The 22,986-nt window shown below is 60.5% G+C and carries 25 protein-coding genes; 10 read left to right on the top strand and 15 right to left on the bottom strand.

Annotated elements, in window-relative coordinates:
• Positions 1-163 precede the first annotated feature (163 nt).
• Positions 164-2,803 carry a bifunctional lysylphosphatidylglycerol flippase/synthetase MprF gene (mprF, locus tag NWV16_RS06820; protein WP_260522450.1) on the top strand — a complete coding sequence of 880 codons (2,640 nt, stop codon included), beginning with the start codon at positions 164-166 and terminating at the stop codon, positions 2,801-2,803.
• A complete protein-coding gene (locus tag NWV16_RS06815; protein WP_260522449.1) occupies positions 2,803-4,095 on the top strand; it encodes a virulence factor family protein in 1,293 nt (430 codons plus the stop codon). Before mprF ends, NWV16_RS06815 begins: the two co-directional genes overlap by 1 nt.
• A 260-nt stretch (positions 4,096-4,355) precedes the next feature.
• Here the strand turns inward: NWV16_RS06815 and NWV16_RS06810 are convergent, their stop codons facing one another.
• Positions 4,356-6,197, bottom strand: coding sequence for a potassium transporter Kup (locus NWV16_RS06810; protein WP_409519374.1), 1,842 nt, complete (start codon positions 6,195-6,197; stop codon positions 4,356-4,358).
• Positions 6,198-6,545: 348 nt separating this feature from the next.
• On the opposite strand from NWV16_RS06810, the gene rimO reads away from it, so the two are divergent.
• From rimO to tsaA, 5 genes are all read left to right on the top strand, one after another.
• Positions 6,546-7,883, top strand: coding sequence for a 30S ribosomal protein S12 methylthiotransferase RimO (gene rimO, locus NWV16_RS06805; protein ID WP_065259259.1), 1,338 nt, complete (start codon positions 6,546-6,548; stop codon positions 7,881-7,883).
• Between the two features lie 111 nt (positions 7,884-7,994).
• Complete coding sequence (locus NWV16_RS06800) at positions 7,995-8,468, top strand: GNAT family N-acetyltransferase (RefSeq protein ID WP_260523489.1); 474 nt, start codon at positions 7,995-7,997, stop codon at positions 8,466-8,468.
• A gap of 72 nt (positions 8,469-8,540) precedes the next feature.
• On the top strand, positions 8,541-9,251 hold the full coding sequence (locus NWV16_RS06795; protein WP_260522447.1) for an rRNA pseudouridine synthase: 711 nt from the start codon (positions 8,541-8,543) through the stop codon (positions 9,249-9,251).
• Positions 9,252-9,324: 73 nt separating this feature from the next.
• A complete protein-coding gene (locus NWV16_RS06790) occupies positions 9,325-9,792 on the top strand; it encodes a DUF1456 family protein (RefSeq protein WP_260522446.1) in 468 nt (155 codons plus the stop codon).
• Between the two features lie 4 nt (positions 9,793-9,796).
• Positions 9,797-10,495 carry a tRNA (N6-threonylcarbamoyladenosine(37)-N6)-methyltransferase TrmO gene (gene tsaA, locus NWV16_RS06785; protein WP_260522445.1) on the top strand — a complete coding sequence of 233 codons (699 nt, stop codon included), beginning with the start codon at positions 9,797-9,799 and terminating at the stop codon, positions 10,493-10,495.
• A gap of 69 nt (positions 10,496-10,564) precedes the next feature.
• Here the strand turns inward: tsaA and fpr are convergent, their stop codons facing one another.
• Positions 10,565-11,344, bottom strand: coding sequence for a ferredoxin-NADP reductase (gene fpr / locus NWV16_RS06780; protein WP_217893394.1), 780 nt, complete (start codon positions 11,342-11,344; stop codon positions 10,565-10,567).
• 144 nt (positions 11,345-11,488) lie between these two features.
• Here fpr and NWV16_RS06775 point away from each other — a divergent pair, with 144 nt between their 5' ends.
• Positions 11,489-12,415 (top strand): LysR family transcriptional regulator, encoded by a 927-nt coding sequence (locus NWV16_RS06775; protein WP_260522444.1) that lies wholly within the window; start codon positions 11,489-11,491, stop codon positions 12,413-12,415.
• Here NWV16_RS06775 and NWV16_RS06770 read toward each other — a convergent pair.
• From NWV16_RS06770 to NWV16_RS06760, 3 genes are all read right to left on the bottom strand, one after another.
• A complete protein-coding gene (locus NWV16_RS06770) occupies positions 12,412-12,774 on the bottom strand; it encodes a diacylglycerol kinase (RefSeq protein WP_003222276.1) in 363 nt (120 codons plus the stop codon). The genes NWV16_RS06775 and NWV16_RS06770 overlap by 4 nt on opposite strands.
• A gap of 75 nt (positions 12,775-12,849) precedes the next feature.
• On the bottom strand, positions 12,850-13,500 hold the full coding sequence (gene erdR, locus NWV16_RS06765; protein WP_065259253.1) for a response regulator transcription factor ErdR: 651 nt from the start codon (positions 13,498-13,500) through the stop codon (positions 12,850-12,852).
• Between the two features lie 229 nt (positions 13,501-13,729).
• Positions 13,730-14,473, bottom strand: a complete 744-nt coding sequence (locus NWV16_RS06760; protein WP_260522443.1) for a tRNA-uridine aminocarboxypropyltransferase — start codon at positions 14,471-14,473, stop codon at positions 13,730-13,732.
• Between the two features lie 189 nt (positions 14,474-14,662).
• On the opposite strand from NWV16_RS06760, the gene NWV16_RS06755 reads away from it, so the two are divergent.
• Positions 14,663-15,088, top strand: coding sequence for a PA3611 family quorum-sensing-regulated virulence factor (locus NWV16_RS06755; RefSeq protein ID WP_065259251.1), 426 nt, complete (start codon positions 14,663-14,665; stop codon positions 15,086-15,088).
• Here NWV16_RS06755 and NWV16_RS06750 read toward each other — a convergent pair whose 3' ends face one another.
• Positions 15,089-15,283, bottom strand: coding sequence for a hypothetical protein (locus tag NWV16_RS06750; protein WP_065259250.1), 195 nt, complete (start codon positions 15,281-15,283; stop codon positions 15,089-15,091).
• 354 nt (positions 15,284-15,637) lie between these two features.
• On the opposite strand from NWV16_RS06750, the gene NWV16_RS06745 reads away from it, so the two are divergent.
• Positions 15,638-16,756 (top strand): TIGR00730 family Rossman fold protein, encoded by a 1,119-nt coding sequence (locus tag NWV16_RS06745; protein WP_260522442.1) that lies wholly within the window; start codon positions 15,638-15,640, stop codon positions 16,754-16,756.
• A 71-nt stretch (positions 16,757-16,827) separates the two neighbouring features.
• Here the strand turns inward: NWV16_RS06745 and recX are convergent, their stop codons facing one another.
• The 9 genes from recX to NWV16_RS06700 all read right to left on the bottom strand — a co-directional run bounded on the left by recX (position 16,828) and on the right by NWV16_RS06700 (position 22,958).
• On the bottom strand, positions 16,828-17,298 hold the full coding sequence (gene recX / locus NWV16_RS06740) for a recombination regulator RecX (RefSeq protein ID WP_260522441.1): 471 nt from the start codon (positions 17,296-17,298) through the stop codon (positions 16,828-16,830).
• 8 nt (positions 17,299-17,306) lie between these two features.
• On the bottom strand, positions 17,307-18,365 hold the full coding sequence (recA, locus tag NWV16_RS06735; protein WP_260522440.1) for a recombinase RecA: 1,059 nt from the start codon (positions 18,363-18,365) through the stop codon (positions 17,307-17,309).
• Between the two features lie 83 nt (positions 18,366-18,448).
• Complete coding sequence (locus tag NWV16_RS06730; protein WP_260522439.1) at positions 18,449-18,949, bottom strand: CinA family protein; 501 nt, start codon at positions 18,947-18,949, stop codon at positions 18,449-18,451.
• Positions 18,950-19,017: 68 nt separating this feature from the next.
• Positions 19,018-19,536 (bottom strand): lysis protein, encoded by a 519-nt coding sequence (locus tag NWV16_RS06725; RefSeq protein ID WP_260522438.1) that lies wholly within the window; start codon positions 19,534-19,536, stop codon positions 19,018-19,020.
• A complete protein-coding gene (locus NWV16_RS06720; RefSeq protein ID WP_260522437.1) occupies positions 19,515-20,081 on the bottom strand; it encodes a glycoside hydrolase family 19 protein in 567 nt (188 codons plus the stop codon). Before NWV16_RS06720 ends, NWV16_RS06725 begins: the two co-directional genes overlap by 22 nt.
• 33 nt (positions 20,082-20,114) lie before the next feature.
• Complete coding sequence (locus tag NWV16_RS06715; RefSeq protein WP_260522436.1) at positions 20,115-20,333, bottom strand: hypothetical protein; 219 nt, start codon at positions 20,331-20,333, stop codon at positions 20,115-20,117.
• A gap of 8 nt (positions 20,334-20,341) precedes the next feature.
• Positions 20,342-21,544 carry a carbohydrate binding domain-containing protein gene (locus NWV16_RS06710; RefSeq protein ID WP_260522435.1) on the bottom strand — a complete coding sequence of 401 codons (1,203 nt, stop codon included), beginning with the start codon at positions 21,542-21,544 and terminating at the stop codon, positions 20,342-20,344.
• Between the two features lie 47 nt (positions 21,545-21,591).
• Positions 21,592-22,035 carry a phage tail assembly chaperone gene (locus NWV16_RS06705; protein WP_260522434.1) on the bottom strand — a complete coding sequence of 148 codons (444 nt, stop codon included), beginning with the start codon at positions 22,033-22,035 and terminating at the stop codon, positions 21,592-21,594.
• A gap of 2 nt (positions 22,036-22,037) precedes the next feature.
• Positions 22,038-22,958 (bottom strand): phage tail protein, encoded by a 921-nt coding sequence (locus NWV16_RS06700; RefSeq protein ID WP_260522433.1) that lies wholly within the window; start codon positions 22,956-22,958, stop codon positions 22,038-22,040.
• Positions 22,959-22,986 lie beyond the last annotated feature (28 nt).

The raw sequence follows: 22,986 nt of genomic DNA, 5'->3' as shown, positions 1-22,986 counted from the left end.
GTTGCGACTATGCTTGAGTCGCAGGCAAGAGGTCTGCAATCCGAGACCTGCCCTCGCCGATACCCGACGAGAGGCGTAGTATTTTGTGATTATTTTTTTCTACAGGGATTGGTAACTTGGCTGGATACCCCCATCCTGTCGCGCACAATCCAAGAGGTGATTGATGCGCGCCAACTCGTCTGATCCACAAGACACCCTCACCGTGAATCCATCGATCAAGCCCGAGCGCATGCGCCTGCTGGATCGAATCAGCAAATACCGTCAACCGATCGGCCTGGCGGTCACCTTGCTGCTGTTCGCCATCGCGCTGATTGCCTGTCGACATCTGCTCAGCGAACTCGATCTCTACGCCCTGCACGACTCGATCCTCGATGTGCCGAAACCTGCCCTGCTTGGCGCTTTCGGCGCAACCGTGGCCGGTTTCATCATTCTGCTGGGCTACGAATGGTCGGCCAGCCGCTATGCCGGCGTGACCATCCCGCCGCGCACACTGGCGCTCGGCGGTTTCACGGCTTTCGCGATCGGCAATGCCATCGGTCTGTCGATGCTGTCCGGTGGATCGGTGCGTTACCGCTTATATGCACGTCTTGGTCTGGGCGCGTCGGAAGTCGCCCACATGACCCTGTTCGCCAGCCTGTCGCTGGGCTGCGCACTGCCACCGCTGGCCGCGCTGGCCACCTTGAGCAACCTGCCGGCCGCCTCTCAGGCTCTGGGTCTGTCCGAAGGGCTGCTCGCCGCGATTGCCTCTGCCGTCCTGCTGCTGGGCGCGATTCTGGCCATGGGCATCTACCGTCGGCGCCTGCCGGAACAACCTTACCGCGACAACCTGCTGGTCAAGGTCGGCCGCCGCACCCTGCGCCTGCCGGGCCGCCGCCTGACATTCCTGCAACTGGTGATTACCGCCCTCGACGTCGCCGCTGCCGCCACCGTGCTGTATATGCTGCTGCCGGAAGCGCCACCTTTCGGCGCATTCCTGCTGGTGTACCTGCTGGCCCTGGCTGCTGGCGTGCTCAGCCACGTACCGGGAGGTGTCGGGGTTTTCGAAGCCATCCTGCTGGCCGCCTTCGCCGACAAACTCGGTGCGGCGCCACTGGCCGCCGCGCTTCTGCTCTATCGCATGATCTACGTGGTACTGCCGTTGCTGGTGGCCTGCGTACTGCTGCTGATCAACGAAGGTCAGCGTCTGTTCCAGACCCAGACCATGCGTGCCGCTTCCGGCCTCGCGGCACCGATCCTCGCGGTCCTGGTGTTCCTGTCCGGCGTGGTGCTGCTGTTCTCCGGCGCGACACCTGAAATCGACACGCGCCTGGAACACATTGCCTATCTGATTCCCCATCGTCTGGTCGATGCCTCGCACTTCGGCGCCAGTCTGATCGGCGTACTTTGCCTGATGCTTGCCCAAGGCCTGCGCCGGCGGTTGTCGGCCGCGTGGATGCTGACCACCATTCTGTTGCTGGTGGGCGCCCTGCTCTCGCTGCTCAAGGGGTTCGACTGGGAAGAAGCGACCCTGATGACCCTCACTGCGGCTTTGTTGGGGGTATTCCGTCGTTCGTTCTATCGCCCCAGCCGTCTGACCGAAGTGCCGTTCTCGCCGCTGTATCTGGTGGCGAGCCTGTGCGTACTCGGCGCATCGACCTGGCTGTTGCTCTTCGCCTACCAGGACGTGCCGTACAGCCATCAACTGTGGTGGCAGTTCACCCTCGACGCCGATGCCCCGCGCGGTCTGCGCTCGCTGCTCGGCGCTGCAGTACTGTTGCTGGTGATCGCCCTGACCTGGCTGCTGCGCACCGCCCGCCCGGTGATTCATCTGCCGTCCCCGGAAGAGCTGGAGCGCGCCTCGAAAATCCTGATGGCGTCTTCGCAACCCGACGGCGGCCTGGCCCTGACCGGTGACAAGGCGCTGTTGTTCCACCCCAACGATCAAGCCTTCCTGATGTACGCCCGTCGCGGTCGCAGTCTGGTGGCGCTGTACGACCCGATCGGTCCCGGCCAGCAGCGGGCGGAAATGATCTGGCAGTTCCGCGACCTGTGCGACATCCACCACGCCCGTCCGGTGTTTTACCAGGTACGCGCGGAGAATCTGCCGTACTACATGGACATCGGCCTGACCGCGATCAAGCTGGGTGAGGAGGCCCGGGTCGACCTGCATCGCTTTGACCTGGAGGCCAAGGGCAAGGAGATGAAAGACCTGCGCTACACCTGGAACCGTGGCAGCCGCGACGGCCTGTCGCTGGAAATCTTCGAGCCGGGCCAGGCGCCAATGGATGAGCTCAAGGTGATTTCCGATGCCTGGCTGACCGGCAAGAATGTGCGCGAAAAAGGCTTCTCCCTGGGCCGTTTCAGCGACGATTACCTGAAGCATTTCCGCATCGCGGTCATTCGCTTCGAAGGCCGCCCGGTGGCGTTCGCCAACCTGCTCGAGACTTACAGCCACGACCTGGCCAGCCTCGACCTGATGCGCTCGCACCCGGACGCCCCCAAGCTGACCATGGAGTTTTTGATGGTCGGTCTGATTCAACACTATAAGAGTCACGGATACGCGCGCTTCAGCCTGGGCATGGTGCCGCTGTCGGGGTTGCAACCCCGTCGTGGTGCACCGCTGACCCAGCGTCTGGGCTCGATGGTTTTCCGCCGTGGTGAGCAGCTGTACAACTTCCAAGGCTTGCGCCGCTTCAAAGACAAGTTCCAGCCTGACTGGGAACCCCGTTATATGGCAGTGCCCGCCGGACTCGATCCGCTGGTGGCACTGGCCGATACTGCTGCCCTGATCGCGGGCGGCTTGACTGGATTGGTGAAACGCTGATGATTCAACGCTCCCTGAAGTACATCCTGGCCGCACTGATCGTGTTGGCCCTGATTGCCGGCGGCGGTTACTGGTACCTCAAACGCCCGGCACCGGAACCGACCCTCGAACAGCTGAAACCGGCGGATGGCACCGTGATGACTCGGGTCATCCCCGGCACCAAGCCCAAGGCTCAGGTGCTGGTGGCGGTCGAGGACGACAAGAAGCTCTCCGACAATCAGTTGACCACCCTGAGCCGCAGCGCCTCGGCGCAGATCGTTCAAGTGATTCTGCCCAAGGACTGCCTGCTGCAGAGCCGCGCATTGCAAACCGGCCTGCGCGAACTGAACGGCCCGGCGACCCTGGTCAGCGGCATCGGCCCTGGCGCGGTGCTGGCCTGGCGCTGGCTGTCCGAACAGAAGGACGACAAGGCCCAGGCCGTGTCGGTCGATCTGGCCCTGGAAAAAGGCGGCTGCACCCACCTGCTGCCGAAATCCGCCGCCCACGGTCACTGGCTGGTGGCCTGGAACGACAACCCGGACGACACCAGCGCCGGTTTCGTGCGCGACCAGCCGAACGCCGAAACCAGCATCAGCGACTACGACATCAACCTGCCGCAAGTGCTGAACAACGAACTGCGCAAGCTCCTCGTCGGTGGCGACAAGGCCAACGGCGGCCTGCAGATCCCGGTGGTGGAAGTCCCGGCCGGCCAGGCCAAGGACACCGTGACCCTGTTCCTGTCCGGCGACGGCGGCTGGCGAGATCTCGACCGCGACGTGGCCGGTGAAATGGCCAAGATCGGCTACCCGGTGGTCGGCATCGACACCCTGCGTTACTACTGGCAGCACAAGAGCCCGGAACAGAGCGCGCTGGACCTGACCGAACTGATGCAGCACTACCGTCAGAAATGGGGCACCAAACGCTTCATCCTCACCGGTTACTCGTTCGGCGCCGACGTCCTGCCGGCGATCTACAACCGCCTGCCAGAGACCGAACAGCAACGCGTCGACGCAATCATCCTGCTGGCCTTCGCCCGCACCGGCAGCTTCGAAATCGAAGTCGAAGGCTGGCTCGGCAACGCCGGCAAGGAAGCCGCCACCGGCCCGGAAATGGCCAAACTGCCGCCGGCCAAGGTCGTGTGCATCTACGGCGAAGAAGAAACGGATGAAAGCGGCTGCACCGACAAGACGGCAGTGGGCGAAGCGGTGAAGCTGCCTGGCGGCCACCACTTCGACGAAAACTATCCGGCGCTGGCCAAACGTCTGGTGGATCTGATCGAGAAGCGGCAGACCAAGGACCAGCCGGCAGAGTGATCTGAGGCCCTCCAACAAAAGCCCCCGCAATCTTACGGTTGCGGGGGCTTTTTCGTTCTGGCAGACGCCAGAGATCCTTGTGGGAGCCGGGCTTGCCCGCGATGGCGGTGGGTCAGGCAACTGATTTGTAAACTGATACACCGCATTCGCGGGCAAGCCCGCTCCCACAGGGACCTTCACTGGACTCTGATAAATGCACAGAAACGAAAAAGCCCCCGCCAGCCAAAAGGCTGACGAGGGCTTTTCATTCAAGGCAGAACCTACATCTCCACCTGCGTCCCCAACTCGATGACCCGGTTCAGCGGCAGATTGAAGAACCGCAGATTGCCGTTGGCATTCTTCAACATGAACGCGAACAGCGCTTCACGCCAGCGGGCCATGCCTTCGAGTTTCGAGGCGATCACCGTTTCGCGGCTGAGGAAGTAGGTGGTGCGCATCGGGCTGAAGTCGAGGTCTTCCAGATGACACAGTTTCAATGCCTGCGGCACGTCCGGCTCGTCGGTGAAGCCGAAGTGCAGGATCACCCGGAAGAAGCCTTCTCCGTGGGCCTCGACTTCAAATCGCCGGGATGGCGGCACACGCGGGATGTCTTCGTAAACCACGGTCAGCAGCACAACCTGCTCGTGCAATACCTGGTTGTGCAGCAGGTTGTGCAACAGCGCATGCGGGACGGCGTCGGAACGGGCAGTGAGGAACACCGCGGTGCCCTGCACCCGGTGCGGCGGCTGGACGCGGATACTGCTGATGAAGATCGGCAGCGGCAGCGCGCCTTCGTCCAGGCGCTCGACCAGCAGCTGCTTGCCGCGTTTCCAGGTGGTCATCAGGATGAACAGGGCGATACCGGCGATCACCGGGAACGCACCACCCTGAACGATCTTCGGCACGTTGGCGGCGAAGTACAGACCGTCCACCAGCAGGAAGCCGATCAGCACGGGCACGGCCAGCACGGGCGGCCACTTCCACAGCAGCAACATGACCGCCGACACCAGAATCGTGGTCATCAGCATGGTGCCGGTCACGGCCACACCGTAAGCCGCCGCCAGAGCACTGGACGACTCGAAACCGAGCACCAGCAACACGACGCCGACCATCAGCGTCCAGTTCACCGCACCGATGTAAATCTGCCCCTGCTCATCGCTGGAGGTGTGCTGAATGTACATGCGCGGAATGTAACCGAGCTGGATGGCCTGACGGGTCAGGGAGAACGCACCGGAAATCACCGCCTGCGAGGCGATCACCGTGGCCAGGGTCGACAGACCGACCAAAGGGATCAGCGCCCAGCCCGGTGCCAGCAGATAGAACGGGTTGCGCGCCGCATCCGGGTTGTCCAGCAGCAACGCGCCCTGACCGAAATAGTTGAGCACCAGTGCCGGCAGCACCAGCAGAAACCATGCCCGGGCAATCGGCTTGCGGCCGAAATGGCCCATGTCGGCGTACAACGCTTCGGCACCGGTCAGCGCCAGCACCACGGCGCCCAGGATCGCCACGCCCATGCCGGCGTGCACCATGAAAAAGCGCACGGCCCAGACCGGGTTCAGCGCCTTGAGCACTTCCGGGGAGTGGCTGATGCCATACACGCCAAGGGCGCCGAGCACCAGAAACCAGATGACCATGATCGGCCCGAAGAGGATGCCGATCCTTGCCGTGCCGTGTTTCTGGACCAGAAACAGCCCGACCAGCACCACCAGCGACAGCGGTACGACCCAATGGTCGATGCCTTCGAATGCCAGCCCCAGACCTTCGATTGCAGACAGCACGGACACCGCCGGAGTGATCATGCTGTCGCCGTAGAACAACGCCGCACCGATCAGGCCGCAGACCACCAGCAACGACCGCAGCTTCCTGCGCTCCCCCGCCGCCCGTCGCGCCAGTGCGGTGAGCGCCATGATCCCGCCTTCACCCTGGTTGTCCGCCCGCAACACGAACATCATGTACTTGATCGACACGACCCAGATCAGCGACCAGAAAATCAGCGACAGGATGCCCAGCACTCCGTCGTGATTGACCGGCACGCCGTAACCGCCGGTGAATACTTCTTTGAGGGTGTACAACGGGCTCGTGCCGATGTCGCCGTAAACTACCCCGACTGCCGCGACCAGCATGCTCAGCGGTTTTGCAGCCGAATGCTCGGCGCCCGCCGCCTGACTACTTGCCTGACCCATCCAACACTCCTGATTCTCGAACCGGCTTCTTTGAACGAAGCACTATGCTTTGTGGTGCAGCATGCGCTGTTTTACCTGTTGTTACAGACGTTTTGTTGACTGTAAAAAATTGGTAAAGCCCAACGGCGCGAAGCATAGCGCAGCACTCGTCGTATTTCCCTGCATAAAGCTGGTCAAGTGCGTTGCTCATCGCTAGAATTGCGCACTTTTTGATCAGAGGCGCGTTTCAAGCGCCCGTCCGTCGACTTCCAAACAGGCGAGCGACGTCACAAGACACCGAGGTTAGACATGTCCACCACTCCTGCGCCGGCCAATCCAAAGGTTGGCTTCGTATCTCTGGGTTGCCCGAAAGCACTGGTCGACTCCGAGCGCATCCTGACCCAGCTGCGCATGGAAGGCTATGACGTGGTGTCCACCTATCAGGACGCCGACGTGGTCGTGGTCAACACCTGTGGCTTCATCGACTCGGCCAAGGCCGAGTCCCTGGAAGTCATCGGCGAAGCGATCAAGGAAAACGGCAAGGTCATCGTCACCGGCTGCATGGGCGTGGAAGAAGGCAATATCCGCGAAGTGCACCCGAGCGTGCTGGCCGTGACCGGTCCGCAGCAGTACGAACAAGTGGTCAGCGCCGTCCATGAAGTCGTGCCGCCGAAACAGGATCACAACCCGCTGATCGACCTGGTGCCACCACAAGGCATCAAACTGACCCCGCGCCACTATGCGTATCTGAAGATTTCCGAAGGCTGCAACCACAGTTGCAGCTTCTGCATCATCCCGTCGATGCGCGGCAAACTGGTCAGCCGCCCGGTCGGTGACGTACTCGACGAAGCCCAGCGTCTGGTCAAATCCGGCGTCAAGGAACTGCTGGTGATCTCCCAGGACACCAGCGCCTACGGCGTGGATGTCAAATACCGCACCGGTTTCTGGAACGGCGCGCCGGTGAAGACCCGCATGACCGAACTCTGCGAGGCGCTGAGCACCCTCGGCGTCTGGGTCCGTCTGCACTACGTTTACCCGTACCCGCACGTCGACGAGCTGATTCCGCTGATGGCCGCCGGCAAGATCCTGCCGTACCTGGACATCCCGTTCCAGCACGCCAGCCCGAAAGTCCTGAAAGCAATGAAACGCCCCGCGTTCGAAGACAAGACCCTGGCGCGGATCAAGAACTGGCGCGAAATCTGCCCTGACCTGATCATCCGTTCGACTTTCATCGTCGGCTTCCCCGGCGAAACCGAAGAAGACTTCCAGTACCTGCTGGACTGGCTGACCGAAGCCCAGCTCGACCGCGTCGGCTGCTTCCAGTACTCGCCGGTCGAAGGCGCGCCGGCCAATGATCTGAACCTCGAAGTCGTGCCGGACGACGTGAAGCAGGATCGCTGGGAACGCTTCATGGCGCACCAGCAGGAAATCAGCTCGGCGCGCCTGCAAATGCGCATCGGCCGTGAAATCGAAGTACTGGTGGACGAAGTCGACGAGCAAGGCGCAGTCGGCCGCTGCTTCTTCGATGCCCCGGAAATCGACGGCAACGTGTTCATCGACAACGGCAGCAACCTCAAGCCGGGCGACAAGGTCTGGTGCAAGGTGACCGACGCCGACGAATACGACCTCTGGGCCGAACAGATCTAAACGCAAAAAATACGAAAAGCCCCGCCCTCTTCTACGAGATGCGGGGCTTTTTTACGGCTATCGTTTGTGCAGGGAAGGACTCCCTCATCCATGACAGAGAGGCTAACGGGCATGCGTCACCATCCGGTCATCCACACGCCGAAACTCAGCGATTACCAGGAACTGACCCGGGTCTGGGAGGCCTCGGTCCGCGCAACCCATGATTTTCTGCCCGACAGTTACATCGAGCTGCTGCGCAATCTGGTGCTGACCCGCTATCTCGATGCGGTGATGCTGATCTGCACGAAGGACAGTCACCAGCGCATCACCGGATTTGCCGGGGTGGCGGCGGGCAAGATCGAGATGCTGTTCATCGACCCTGAGCATCGCGGCCAGGGCCTCGGCAAAACACTGCTGAGATACGCCATGGAGCACCTCAACGCTGACGAACTGGACGTCAACGAACAGAACCCGCAGGCTCTGGGGTTTTACTTCAAGCAGGGATTCGAGGTGATCGGCCGCTCGGAAGTCGATGGCATGGGTCAGCCCTATCCGTTACTGCATATGCGTTTGCGCCGGAACCAGCAGCACTCGATTCATGCCTGATTGAAAATGGAACCGGGCCTAACCGGCGCCAGGCAGGTACAATGCCCACCCTTTTTTTGTTACGGCCCCGTCATGACTGATCCGATTCGCCTCTCCAAACGTCTCATCGAACTGGTCGGTTGCTCCCGCCGGGAGGCCGAACTGTTCATCGAGGGCGGCTGGGTCACCGTGGACGGCGAAGTCATCGACGAGCCGCAGTTCAAGGTCACCGACCAGAAGGTCGAACTCGACAAGGACGCCAAGGCCACCGCGCCGGAGCCGGTGACCCTCCTGCTCAACGTCCCGGCCGGCCAGGACATCGACGCTGCCATGCAGTCATTGTCCGCCGACAGCCTCAGCGAAGAGCACCGCTACGGTAAACGTCCGCTGCGCGGACATTTTCTGCGCCTGACCGCCAGCGCCGACCTGCAACCCGGTTCGAGCGGCCTGCTGGTGTTCACCCAGGACTGGAAGGTGTTGCGCAAGCTCACCGCCGACGCGGCGAAAATCGAGCAGGAATACGTGGTGGAAGTCGAAGGCGAGATGACCGAACACGGCCTCAATCGCATGCAGCACGGCCTGCGCATCAAGGGCACTGAACTGCCGCCGGTCAAGGCCAGCTGGCAGAGCGAAAACCGCCTGCGCTTTGCCATGAAGAACCCGCAGCCGGGTCTGCTCACCCGATTGTGCGAAGCCGTCGGGCTGAAAGTGATCGGCATCCGCCGCATCCGCATCGGCGGGGTGTCCATTGGCAAGGTGCCGGTCGGCCAATGGCGCTACCTGAGCGCAAAAGAGAAATTCTAAGGCCCGGGTTGCCACCCTACATTCCGGCATCGCGCCTGCGCGTTGCCCAAAGCGAAAGATCAGGATTACACACATGGTTCACAATGACGTATTGCGCAGCGTGCGCTACATGCTCGACATCAGCGACAAAAAGGTCGTGGAAGTCATCAAACTCGGCGGCATGGAGGTGACCCTCGCCGATGTGGTGGCCTGGCTCGACAAGAAGGAAGAGGACGAAGAAGGTTTCGTGCACTGCCCGGACGAAGTCCTCGCGCACTTTCTCGACGGTCTGGTCATCCTCAAACGCGGCAAGGACGACAGCCGTCCGCCATTGCCCATCGAAGTGCCGGTGACCAACAACATCATTCTGAAGAAGCTGCGCGTGGCGTTCGAACTGAAAGAAGACGACATGCACGCGATCCTCACTTCCGCCGGTTTTCCGGTATCCAAGCCTGAGCTGAGCGCACTGTTCCGCAAGGTCGGCCACACCAACTACCGTCCGTGCGGCGACCAGTTGCTGCGCAATTTCCTCAAAGGGCTCACGCTGCGTGTGAGAGCGTAAGGCAGTGTCCTACAGCGTCTCCCCCGTCGGCTTTGTCCGCTCCTGTTTCAAGGAGAAATTCGCGATCCCTCGCCAGCCACAACTGGCCCCTGCCGCCCGTGGCGTGCTGGAACTGGTGGCTCCGTTCGATCAGGGCGATGCGGTACAGGGGCTGGAGCAGGTGAGTCACGTCTGGCTGCTGTTTCTGTTCCATCAGGCGCTGGAAGACAAGCCGCGCCTCAAAGTCCGCCCTCCGCGCCTGGGTGGCAACAAGGCCATGGGGGTGTTCGCCACCCGTGCCACCCACAGGCCGAACGGCATCGGTCAGTCGGTGGTGAAGCTGGACAAGGTCGAGGCCGATCGTCTGTTTATCTCAGGCATCGACCTGCTGGACGGCACGCCGATTCTCGATATCAAACCCTACGTGCCTTACGCCGACATCATTGCGGGCGCTTCGAACAGTATCGCCAGTGCCGCGCCACACCTGATCGAGGTGCAATGGACGGACGCGGCGCTGCATCAGGCGCATGCCCACGCCCGGCGCCTCGGCGAACCTCTGGTCGAACTGATCGAGCAATGCCTGGCCCAGGATCCGCGTCCGGCGTACCAGACGCCCGCGCCGGAGCGTGAATACGGCGCGCAGTTCTGGGATCTGGACGTGCGCTGGCATTATCCGGTGCCGGATCGGATCCGCGTCCTGGAAGTCATTCCCGCCGCTGACTGAACCCCGAAAACGAAAAAGCCCGCGCTGCCTTCTCAGGCAACGCGGGCTTTTCTGTTGGCATCGTCGGGATTATTTCTCGACGAACGCACGCTCGATCAGGTAGTCACCCGGCTCGCGCATACGCGCCGAGATCTTCAGGCCGAAGCTGTCGAGCACTTCGCTGGTCTCGTCAAGCATGCTCGGGCTGCCGCAGATCATCGCGCGGTCGTCCTGCGGGTTGATCGGTGGCAGGCCGATGTCGCTGAACAGCTTGCCGCTGCGCATCAGGTCGGTCAGACGGCCCTGATTCTCGAACGGCTCGCGAGTCACGGTCGGGTAGTAGATCAGCTTTTCACGCAGCGCCTCGCCAAAGAACTCGTTCTGTGGCAGGTGCTCGGTGATGAATTCGCGGTAGGCGACTTCGTTGACGTAGCGAACACCGTGAACCAGGATCACTTTCTCGAAGCGCTCGTAGGTTTCAGGGTCCTGAATCACGCTCATGAACGGCGCCAGACCGGTGCCGGTGCTCAGCAGGTACAGGTGCTTGCCCGGGTTCAGGTCGTCCAGAACCAGCGTACCGGTAGGCTTCTTCGAGATGATGATCTCGTCGCCTTCCTTCAGGTGCTGCAGCTGGGAGGTCAGCGGGCCATCCGGCACCTTGATGCTGAAGAACTCGAGATGCTCTTCCCAGTTCGGGCTGGCGATCGAGTAAGCGCGCATAAGCGGGCGGCCGTTGGGCTGTTGCAGGCCGATCATCACGAACTGACCGTTCTCGAAGCGCAGGCCCGGATCGCGGGTGCACTTGAAGCTGAACAGAGTGTCGTTCCAGTGATGAACACTGAGGACACGCTCGTGGTTCATGTTGCTCATGTACGGGGGACTCCTGGAGATTGATCTGCGCTTGCCCGGCTGCTGTTGCAGGATGCCGACGGTGCGCAATTGCATCGCATTCTAATAGCACCCACAATATCTGTTAACTGGATTATCAAGATAACGGTTATCGGTTATATCGATATGCGATTTACTCTTCGTCAACTGCAAGTCTTCGTCGCCGTCGCCCAGCAGGAAAGCGTTTCCCGTGCTGCGGGTCTGCTGAACCTGTCGCAATCGGCCGCCAGTACTTCGATCACCGAACTGGAGCGTCAGTCCAGTTGCCAGTTGTTCGACCGAGCCGGCAAGCGCCTGAGTCTCAACGCCCTCGGCAAGCAATTGCTGCCACAAGCGGTGGCCATGCTCGATCAGGCCAAGGAAATCGAGGACCTGCTCAACGGCAAATCCGGTTTCGGCTCGCTGTCGGTAGGCGCGACGCTGACCATCGGCAATTACCTGGCCACCCTGCTGATCGGCGGCTTCATGCAGCGTCATCCGGAAAGCCAGGTGAAGCTGCACGTACAGAACACTGCCAATATCGTGCAACAGGTCGCTCATTACGAAATTGATCTGGGTCTAATCGAAGGCGATTGCAGTCATCCGGACATCGAAGTGCAGAGCTGGGTCGAGGATGAACTGGTGGTGTTCTGCGCCCCGCAGCATCCCTTGGCCCGGCGCGGCAGCGCGACCATGGAAGAGTTGACCCACGAAGCCTGGATTCTGCGCGAGCAAGGCTCCGGCACCCGCCTGACCTTCGATCAGGCCATGCGTCACCATCGCAGCGCGCTGAACATTCGTCTGGAGCTGGAACACACCGAAGCGATCAAGCGCGCCGTGGAATCAGGTCTGGGGATTGGCTGCATTTCGCGTCTGGCGCTGCGCGACGCCTTCCGGCGCGGCAGTCTGGTGCCGGTGGAGACGCCGGACCTGGATCTGGCGCGGCAGTTCTACTTCATCTGGCACAAGCAGAAGTACCAGACCTCCGCCATGCGCGAGTTTCTCGAGCTGTGCCGCGCCTTCACCGCCGGTGTCCGGCGCAGCGACGAGATCGTCCTGCCGGCGATCGCTTAAAGCAGAATCACCGCCCACACCAGGGCAATCATGCTCAGCGCCACGAATTGCGCGGCGCTGCCCATGTCCTTGGCATTCTTGGACAACGGATGCAGTTCCAGGGAAATGCGGTCGATGGCCGCTTCCACGGCAGAGTTCAACAGTTCGACGATCAGTGCCAGCAGACACACGGCAATCAGCAACGCCTGCTCGACACGGCTGACGTTCAGGAAAAACGTCAGCGGAATCAATACCACATTGAGCAGCACCAGTTGCCGGAATGCCGCTTCGCCGGTGAAGGCTGCGCGCAGGCCGTCCAGCGAGTAACCGGAAGCGTTGAGGATGCGTTTCAGGCCCGTCTGGCCCTTGAAAGGTGACATAAAGTAAACAACCGACCAAAAAGGAGTGGGGAAGCTAGTTCAACGAAAGTCAAAAAAGCGTGAAGGCGCCAGCTTTTACTGGCCTGGAATTGACTCAAGTTGTTGCAGCAGTAAAGCCGCCTGGGTGCGAGTCCGCACGTTCAGCTTGCGAAAGATCGCCGTAACGTGGGCCTTGATGGTCGCTTCCGACACGTTCAACTCATACGCAATCTGCTTGTTGAGCAGGCCTTCACAGACCATGGTCAACACCCGGAACTGCTGCGGTGTGAGGCTCGCCAGGCCATCGCTGGCCGCCTTGGCCTCATCGGACACACTGACAGCCTCGAACGCCTGTGGCGGCCAGAACACATCGCCGTCCAGCACTTTGCGCACGGCTTCCTGAATCACACTCAGGTCGCTCGACTTGGGAATGAAACCGCTGGCACCGAACTCCCGCGACTTGACCATCACCGAAGCTTCTTCCTGCGCCGAGACCATCACCACCGGTATCTGCGGATACTGCCCGCGCAACATCACCAGTCCGGAAAAACCGAAAGCGCCCGGCATGTTCAGATCCAGCAATACCAGATCCCAGTCGGCCTTCTCGGTCAGGCGGGTTTCCAGCTCGGCGATGCTCGCGACTTCCACCATTCGTACATCCGGACCGAGGCCCATCGTCACCGCTTGATGCAGTGCGCTACGAAAAAGAGGGTGATCATCGGCAATCAGGATGTCGTATGTGGCCATTTTTCAAATGATCCTGTTTTTGATGGCAGCCCCGATGCATTCGGGGCTCGCCAAGGCAACTCAAGATGCCGACGCTTGTGCAGCGGCACCCACAGGGGCACGTTCAACGCCAATCACGGACAAAAACGGCGTTTCAAACCTTGGCCGCACCCCAATCGGCGCCAAGGATGCCCAGCGAAGCCGGGGTGGTCAAGCAACATGGCCACTGCTTTAGCAGTATGGGCCAGGATCAGGCAGATACCGCTGGCGGACTGGCTATAAAAGGCAGCAATTCTGCATGGGCCGGCGTCGATACATTCACCTCGCGCTGCTGCTTGGCGCCCAGATAATGCTGGCTGAATACATCGAAATAGGCGTCCAGCGCCGATGCGGCATCGGTATCGCCCGCCAGTTCCAGGCATAGCGCCGCCACTTCGGCGGTGCACAAATGCTCACTGCGGGTCGAGCGGCGCAGGCGGTATCGCGACAGTTTGTCGGGCAACAGACTGAGGATCGGCAGGCGATCGAAGTACGGGCTCTTGCGGAAGATCTTGCGTGCCTCGGTCCAGGTCGCGTCCAGCAGAATGAACAGCGGGCGCCTGCTGCTATCGAGATCCACGGTATTGGTGACCCGCGAAGGCTCGACGTACTCGCCGGGAAACACCAGATACGGCTGCCATTGCGGGTCGTTCAGCAGCGCCAGCAGTTGCTCGTCGGGTTCGGTCCGCGACCAGATGAAGGCGTGATTGTCCCGCACGATGTCGGCGATCAGCCAACCGGTGTTGCTCGGCTTGAACACTTCCTTGCCGGTCATGATCAGGCAGACACCGGAGCGGGTTTCAACGGTCGGGCGCCAGGCGCACAGGCAATGACTGATGATTACCCGGCAGTCGCGGCAACGCTCGGAGCGGAAACCACGGGCCTGAATCGGCTTGATGCCCTCGTCCTCGCGCTGATCGCGCAGGCGGGCCACGGCGTTGGGGGCATGGTTCATTGCGGGCTACGCCGACTGACAGGAAAACTCGACACGAACAACTCTCGGCAAGGCGATAAAGGCCGGCAGTTTATCAGAGCAGCGGGCACAAGCCTGTACCCTCCCGACCGGCTCCCCTATAATTCGCCGCCACTGAACGCACAGCCCCGGAGCTGGTCGAACCACCAGTCACTGAATCAGGAGAGTTTCATGCTGCGCCTTATCGTTCCTACCGCGGCCATCGCGCTGGCGTTGTCCTTCAGCGCACAGGCTGCGTCCCTGAAAGAGCAGAACCTGAACAAAGAGCTGCAAAACGTCGCCGCACAAAGCAGCGTCGGTACACCAAGGGCGATCAACGAAGACATCCTCGATCAGGGTTACACCGTCGAAGGCACTACGCTGATCAATCACCTGAGTGTCCAGGCAAGCCATGCCGAAAAGATGCGTGCCGATCCCAAAGCCGTGTACTTCCAGCTCGGCGCTTCGGTCTGCAACAATCCGTCGTACCGCAAGCTGATGGCCAAAGGTGCCGTCATGCGTTATGACTTCAGCGAAGTGAAGACCAACCGGGCGATCGGTTCGGCCAGCTATCAGGAATCGGACTGCCCGAAAGCGACTCCGGTGAAGAAGAAGTAATCATCGCGAATTGGCGCGCCGCTGTTCATCTTCGGCGCGCAGTTCCGCCAGCAAGGCCTGCAGATAACGCGAGCGGCGCTCCCCTCCTGAAAGACGTCGGCAGCACTCCTCTTCGAGACTCACATGATTGGCCTCGGCCGATGCCTTCAACATTCGATACAGCTGCGTATCGATCTCCAGAATGACTCTGGCCATGTGTCCTGCCTCCTTGCCACCCGCAAATCCTTGAATCCCGCGCACCTTGCGTACGCTCGCTGACGCAAAGTTGTCGTACGGCGCCTTTAACTTAGTAAATCAGAGCATTTTGCCCTCGGCGCGACATCGGACGAGCGGTGAAAGCACTTCGCAAATCGACAATAAGCAGTTGCCGCGCAAGACTTTGTGGCGCAATGCTGATGCAGCGAAAAATGCTTCATGGGTCTAGATTCAATGTATTCCCGTTGAACACTTCACGGCAGGAAAGGAGCTGCCGGGCGCTTGTTTTTTCTTGCAGCGCGGCACTGACGCCGCACGTCAGGGCCGAAGGCTCTGTGCAGAAGGAGATGTTGCATGCCTTACCAACCGAATGACTTGCTCAGCCGTCATTTTCAGGAAAGCGGCCACGACCTCACCGGCAAGGTCGAAGAATTACTCAACCTGGTTTCGCCCGACAGTCCGAATTCGCCCATCTACCGTGACATGATCCTGACCGTGCTGCGCATGGCCCAGGAAGATCACAACCGCTGGAACGCCAAGATCACCCTGCAAGCATTGCGTGAGCTCGAACAGGCGTTTCGAACGCTCGAACAGTTCAAGGGCCGCCGCAAGGTCACGGTGTTCGGCTCGGCGCGCACCCCCGTCGAGCATCCTCTTTATGCAATGGCCCGCGAGCTGGGCACAGCCCTGGCGCGATCAGACATGATGGTGATCACCGGTGCCGGTGGCGGGATCATGGCCGCGGCCCATGAAGGTGCCGGTCGCGACAACAGCCTGGGGTTCAATATCACCCTGCCCTTCGAACAGCATGCCAATCCCACCGTCAACGGCACGGGGAACCTGTTGTCCTTCCATTTTTTCTTCACGCGCAAACTGTTCTTCGTCAAGGAGGCCGATGCCCTGGTGCTGTGCCCCGGAGGCTTCGGCACGCTGGATGAAGCGCTGGAAGTGCTGACCCTGATCCAGACCGGAAAAAGCCCGCTGGTTCCGGTGGTTTTGCTGGATGTTCCAGGTGGCACATTCTGGCAAGGGGCGCTGGATTTCATCCGCCAGCAACTGGAGGACAACCGCTACATCCTGCCAACCGATCTGAAACTGATGCGACTGGTTCATAGCGTTGAAGAGGCGGTGAAGCAGATCAACCAGTTCTATGGCAACTTCCACTCCAGCCGCTGGCTCAAACGACAATTCGTGATTCGCATGAACCACAGGCTCAGCGACCAGGCAATGGACCACATGCAGGAAGCCTTCGCCGATCTGTGCCTGAGCGACCGGTTTCATCAACACGCCTATGCCGGAGAAGAACACGACGAAGCCCGATTCAGTCATCTCACACGCCTGGCCTTCGCCTTCAACGCCAGGGACCACGGACGCCTGCGGGAACTGGTGGACTTCATCAATCTGCCGGAAAACTGGACCCAATCCAGGCCACAAACAGCGCAACTCTCCCGGGAACCGTCGAAGGTAATCTGAAGACAAAAAAAGCGGCCCGCTATCGAAATAGCGGGCCGCTTTTTTATTTTTTGATTGAAGCTGGAATCGATTTAATCGTCCATCCCTCTGCCGCTGAACAAGCGGTTGATCATCTCCATCGAAAATCCCCGATAAGCCAGGAACCGGCCTTGTCTGGCTCGCTCCCTGGCATCGACGGGAAGCTGTCCGGAGAACTTCCTTTGCCACGTTTCCTTCAACTGTTCCTGCCAGTTGATATCACTTTCGCGCAAGGCGAGTTCGATATCGGCTCTCTGCAGGCCACGCTGGCTCAGTTCCTCGCGGATTCGCATGGGACCATAACCTGAGCGTGCGCGGTACGAAACAAAGCTTTCCAGATAGCGGGCTTCGGAAAGTAACCCCTCTTCCGTCAAGCGGTCGAGGGCTGCTTCGATCATTTCGAGTGGAGCGCCGCGCTGACGCAGTTTACGCGTCAGCTCGACTCGACCATGCTCGCGGCGTGCAAGCAGGTCCATTGCGGTTCGCCGCACCGCGACAGGGGTATCGAGTACGGTGCTTGTCATCGGTGCAATCAGAGATCAGCGTCAGCCAGGTCATCTTCGGTCTCTTTGACCGCCGAGGCCTTGGACTCAGCAATCACCGATGGCGACAGCAGCTTGTCACGCAGTTGTTTCTCGAGCTTCGCCGCGACTTCCGGGTTATCTGCCAGGAACTTGGCCGAGTTGGCCTTGCCCTGACCGATCTTGGTGCCTTCGTAGGCATACCAGGCACCGGACTTCTCGACGAAACCGTGCAGCACACCCAGATCGATCATCTCACCGTTCAGGTAGATGCCCTTGCCGTAGAGAATCTGGAACTCCGCCTGACGGAACGGAGAAGCCACCTTGTTCTTCACGACCTTGACGCGGGTTTCGCTGCCGACCACTTCGTCGCCTTCCTTCACCGCGCCGGTACGGCGGATGTCGAGGCGAACCGAAGCGTAGAATTTCAGCGCGTTACCACCGGTGGTGGTTTCCGGGCTGCCGAACATCACGCCGATCTTCATGCGGATCTGGTTGATGAAGATCACCAGGCAGTTGGCGTTCTTGATGTTACCGGTGATTTTACGCAGCGCCTGAGACATCAGACGGGCCTGCAGGCCCACATGCATGTCACCCATTTCACCTTCGATTTCCGCCTTCGGCACCAGCGCAGCCACGGAGTCGACGATGATCACGTCAACGGCGTTGGAGCGCACCAGCATGTCGGTGATTTCCAGGGCCTGTTCGCCGGTGTCCGGCTGGGAAACCAGCAGGTCGTCGACGTTGACGCCCAGTTTGCCGGCGTACTCAGGGTCGAGGGCGTGTTCGGCGTCGACGAATGCGCAGGTCGCGCCGGCCTTCTGGGCCTGGGCGATCACGGACAGCGTCAGAGTGGTTTTACCGGAAGATTCAGGACCGTAGATCTCGATGATACGGCCTTTTGGCAGGCCGCCGATGCCGAGTGCAATGTCCAGACCGAGAGAGCCGGTGGAAATGGCCGGGATCGCCTGACGGTCCTGATCGCCCATACGCATTACGGCACCCTTGCCGAATTGACGTTCGATCTGACCCAGGGCCGCAGCCAAGGCTTTCTTCTTGTTGTCGTCCATTAAAGTCCTCACGTAATCAATAAGGCCTGACGGCCAACACCTGTATAAGTAGCCAGTATTATTCCACAGCCGTTCCGGATCGCCTACCCCTGATTTTCGATTTCTCGTGCCGCCAGTCGCAGCAGCCCCTCTAGCGCGGCCTTCACCGTTTGTCGGCGGACGTCGTCGCGGTTGCCGGGGAAGTGCTGAACCTCGCTGAAAACCGTATCGCCGACGCCCCAGGCCAGCCATACCGTGCCCACCGGCTTGTTCGGCGAGCCGCCGTCCGGCCCCGCCACGCCGCTGACCGCCACGGCGAATCGCGCCCTGCTTTTATCCTGGGCGCCCTGCACCATGGCCTCGACCACCTCGCGACTGACCGCGCCGACGGTGGAAAACAGATCCGCCGGCACGTTCAATTGCTGGGTTTTCTGTCGATTGGAATACGTCACATAGCCTGCTTCGAACCATGCCGAGCTTCCCGGGATCCGGGTGATCGCTTCGGCGATGCCGCCACCGGTGCAGGACTCCGCCGTGGTGACATGGGCATTGAGCAATTGCAGGCGTCGGCCAAGTTCGGCCGCCAGTTGAGTGATTTCTTTCACGGCGCGCTCCGGATCGGATGGAATGAGTACCACCGTACACGAGCCGGTTGCGCTTTCAATACACAAGCTTATTCAAAATGTGCGGGCGCCAGCGCTCTGATATAGGCCTGGCAGGCCTGCAAGGCAATCAATCCACGATCGCCTTCGCCGGTGATGGCGACAATTCGTTGAGCATGCGCCGGGTCAAGTCGGGCGCGTACGGCTGCATGATCCACGCCGCCGGTGCCGGAGGCGGCTGGCACACCGCAGCCTTTGGCAGCGTCGCCTGCGTCGATGAGGACTGACAGGCGCAGATCAGCAGTGGCAAGGCGATCGCGCAGGCGATCCTGATCACGTTGGGCATCGCTGAGTGCTCGATAGTGGGTTTGTTCACTGGCCGCGAGCCGTTGCTCCAGGGCCAGACGTTTGTCCTGCTCGGCCTGCTGCGCCGAAGCAGCAGCCTGAGTCAGTTGGTTGAGGGCTTCGGCATGCCGTCGGGCCTGCTCGGCCAGTTGGCGGCCATAACGCCAGTCCTGGAATTGCCATGCCAGTGCGGCAGCCCCCAGAACCAGCAATACAACACCGCTCACACGCCAGGAGATGGACATAACACCGCCCTCGCCCGTGCCCAGAGGTCCAGGCGATCCTGCAAGCCATTCAACCCGCCGTTGATTCGACGGGTGATGGTATTGAACTGGTCGCGGTCCGCCAGTTCGTTCAAACCGTTCTGTTCCCAGAACCACGCGGCGGACTCTGCCGCCCATTGCGGTTGCTCGAGCAGTTCAGGCAACGACAGCAGACGCTCATCGCCAAACAGCCCGAGACTGCACTGGCGATAGTTGGTGCGGCCGGTGATCTGGATCAGCCCGCGACCGCGATACTTCTGTCCGTCGCCATCGGCTTCCGGGGTGTTGCCCAGGCGCAGGGCCAGCGTCCCCGTGTCGTATTTGCTCAGGTACTGGTTGTCGCCCAGCTCGCGTACGTAGCGCAGTTGCCCGGACTCATGGCCGACCTGGGCAAGAAACGCAGCGACGCGCTTGGGCGTATCGATGCGATGACGCGCCATGGCGTCGTTGAGCGGCGAAACAAAAACGCCCGCTTGGGAGCGGGCGTTGGGCATGATGTTGCTGAGGTTGTTTTCGGTGATTTGCATAATGCTTGATCCTCCCTGGATGCGCCGATTGAATCATGGCTGGAGGCTGATGCTTGCCAGCCATTTTTTTGCCAGGTTTTTCACTGAGCCGTCCGGGGTAGTCTTTTCGATTGTGTCTTCCAGCGGCAGCACCTGGCCGCCCGACAGCAGCCACTGCTGGTACTCAAGCCAGTCACGATTGGCCGGATCCTGCGGAATGAATGCCGAGTCGCTCAGACGCAAGACGCCATTGACGGTCATTTGGTAATCCATGCGTGCTCCTAAAGTTCTGCGTCCGCAGTCCATTCAATCTGTAATGTCTGTCCTGGCACGCTACCGACGGGTGTAACGGTTGCAAATGAAATGGCTCGTTCGGTCAGCCCTTGCAAAAAGCTGCCGGTGCAGGCTTTGCCCATGCTCTGATTCCAGACTTGATTGCTGGTATCCCCCGGGCAATACATGACAACAGTGGGCATCACTCTCTTTTGCACCAGCATTCCCACTGTCATTGCGTACTGACCGGCGTTGGGCGCGGATATTTGTGTGAATGAGGAGATGCAGGTGCTTGGGCCGCTATTCGCCTTTACCGGCAGCGAGGTGGCAAAAGACTTCTCGAAGTAGCGCTGGCAAAGCATCAATTCCTCAGCCAAGGGGCGATATTCGAAAGGCGTGGACACCGGCCCTTCTTCCATCTGAATCTGGGCCATATCAACGGTCTGCAACACATTCAGAGACAGATCGAACGCCAGCCTCAAAAAGTTGCTCGCACCCAGCATCTTCCCCGAAATGCCTGGCAGGCGAAAGGTTGCGCTGTATTTCGTCCACGATGTGCCCAGTTGAAAAACACCGACCACTTTTTCAACGGATTCGGAACCGGAAGTACCGAAGTTCTGATTCACCGACATACTCAATGGCCGAGCGGCATCGGACCGCGCCCAGAAAGTCACGGTGACGGTTTTCCCGGCGAGTGTCCTGACCGACTCGACGGCCTGGGAGATTCTGTGAACAGTGGCACCGACGCCTGCCTGAGTCTGCTGCCAGCGCAGGTAGAAGCGTGGTTCGTCGGCAACTTCCGTTTGCCCGGGCGTAAAACTCTGCTGAGAGATGGTCACGCCTGCATTGCCGTTCCAGTCGCAGCGGAAACGGTCAGCCACATAACCACCGATGTTTGGCCCGAGGTTGGTGGCGCCGCGCTGCCAGACATCGAATCCACCATTGATCAGTACGTTCCGGCGATACACCTGCACCGGAAACTGTTGCAGCGGATCAGGTTTCGACAATTGGCGAATCGCCTGTGCCAGTTGGTCAGTCTGTTGTTCATCAGGCTTGAGTCCGGCGGCGGTAATCGCGCCGAGAATTTCCTGGGTAACGCTGTTGCCCCAGCTGGCAGGAATCAGCGATCCGGGCTTGCCGGCGACCGCGTCTTCATCGACGAACTTGCCGTCGACCAGGCCTGAACCCGGGACACTTTTTGGGTAATCCATATTGATTTTCCTCAGATTGGCCGTTTTGCCGCAGTCGGCAATCCGTCTCAGTCGTTTGCCCGCACCAGGCGTTCCAGCCAATCAGGTTCTACCGGTCTTGAGTGAGCATCCGGAAAATCAGGATCATTTGGCCAGTCACGCAGGGCTTGCCGATAGGCGAGAAGCTGTTTGAATTCTTCGGTACGCAGCGTCGTCCCTTCGCCGGCTTCCAGCTCTTCGGCGTCACGCCATACCAGCCATTGAGTGGCTTGCAGGACGTTGTTGCGCCACGCACGTTCTCGGGAAGCCAGCGCTGCCGGAGAGATGACCGGGTCGATCAGTACGGGCTGACCGCTGGCACTGGCGCTGATGACCTTGCCCGTTGCCTGACCGGCAAACAGTTCGGCGTACTGGGCGCGGGTGATTTCCACGGCCCCGTCGGGCAACTCGGGACCGGGGTTGTCGACCAGGTCGAATCCTCGTGTCTTCGCATAAAAGTAAATAGTCGTCATGGTTATCGCCCCCATACCAATATGCGGCCTGAAATACCCGGGTCGGCCTTCACGTTTGAACCCCAGACATTCCGGACCCGTGCGACCACAGTCGACGTCGTGGAATTCGCTCCGTCGAACGCCCAGACAGTCACGTTGGAAGCGCCCCAACCTGCCGGGTAGCCTTCATTGGCGACGCCGCCGAGAATTGCGTTGGGAAACGTGATCGGCAGCGACACTGTCATGATGCCGTTCGCATCCGAGCCGCCTGTCACCCACTGCACGATCAAACCGCTGGGAAACTTCTGATACCCCGCCGTGGCGAACTGCGATGCGTAGGCCGCCGAGTACTTCAGCGCAGCGGTGCCATAAACGACCCAGACACCCGACTCCCGGACAAAGGTTGCGCTCTCGCCGCTGTTCATCACGATCGACCCCAGGTAAGCCCCTTGTGGACTGATCTGCGTACCGGTCTTGCTCGCAACGGTGACGCTTGCAGCGTTTCGGCAATGCAGGCTGATCGTGGCGCCGCTCGGTACCGAGGCGGCGTCTGGAAGCGTGACGGTATAAGCCGTCGTACCGCCCAGGCCGATCGAGCAACCGACATCGCTGAGCGTCAACTGTGCCGCCGCGGAAATCCCGCGTGCGCTCGCATAATTGCCCAACGCTCGTTGCACAAACTCCGAAGTGGCCGCCGAGCGTCCGCTATCAAACTGTGGGGCTGTGTTGAACAACGTCGCGCTGCGTAGCGCACCGAGCAACTGATTGTTCGACGCCTCGTTCGGCGTCATGCCGGCCGCCTGAACAACACTGAGGATTTCCTGCGTGACACCATTGCCCCACGCCGCCGGAATCAGCGAACCGGGCTTTCCGGCGACCGGATCCTCATCGGCAAACTGTCCATTGACCAGCCCGACGCTGGGCACACTCTTGGGATAGTCCAAGGCTTATCTCCTTATCTGAAAACACGGA

This window comes from Pseudomonas sp. BW7P1, assembly GCF_024981055.1.
Classification (GTDB): Bacteria; Pseudomonadota; Gammaproteobacteria; order Pseudomonadales; family Pseudomonadaceae; genus Aquipseudomonas; species Aquipseudomonas bananamidigenes.
The sequence above is the reverse complement of the archived record's forward strand: the minus strand, read 5'-3'. Positions and strand labels throughout refer to the sequence as shown.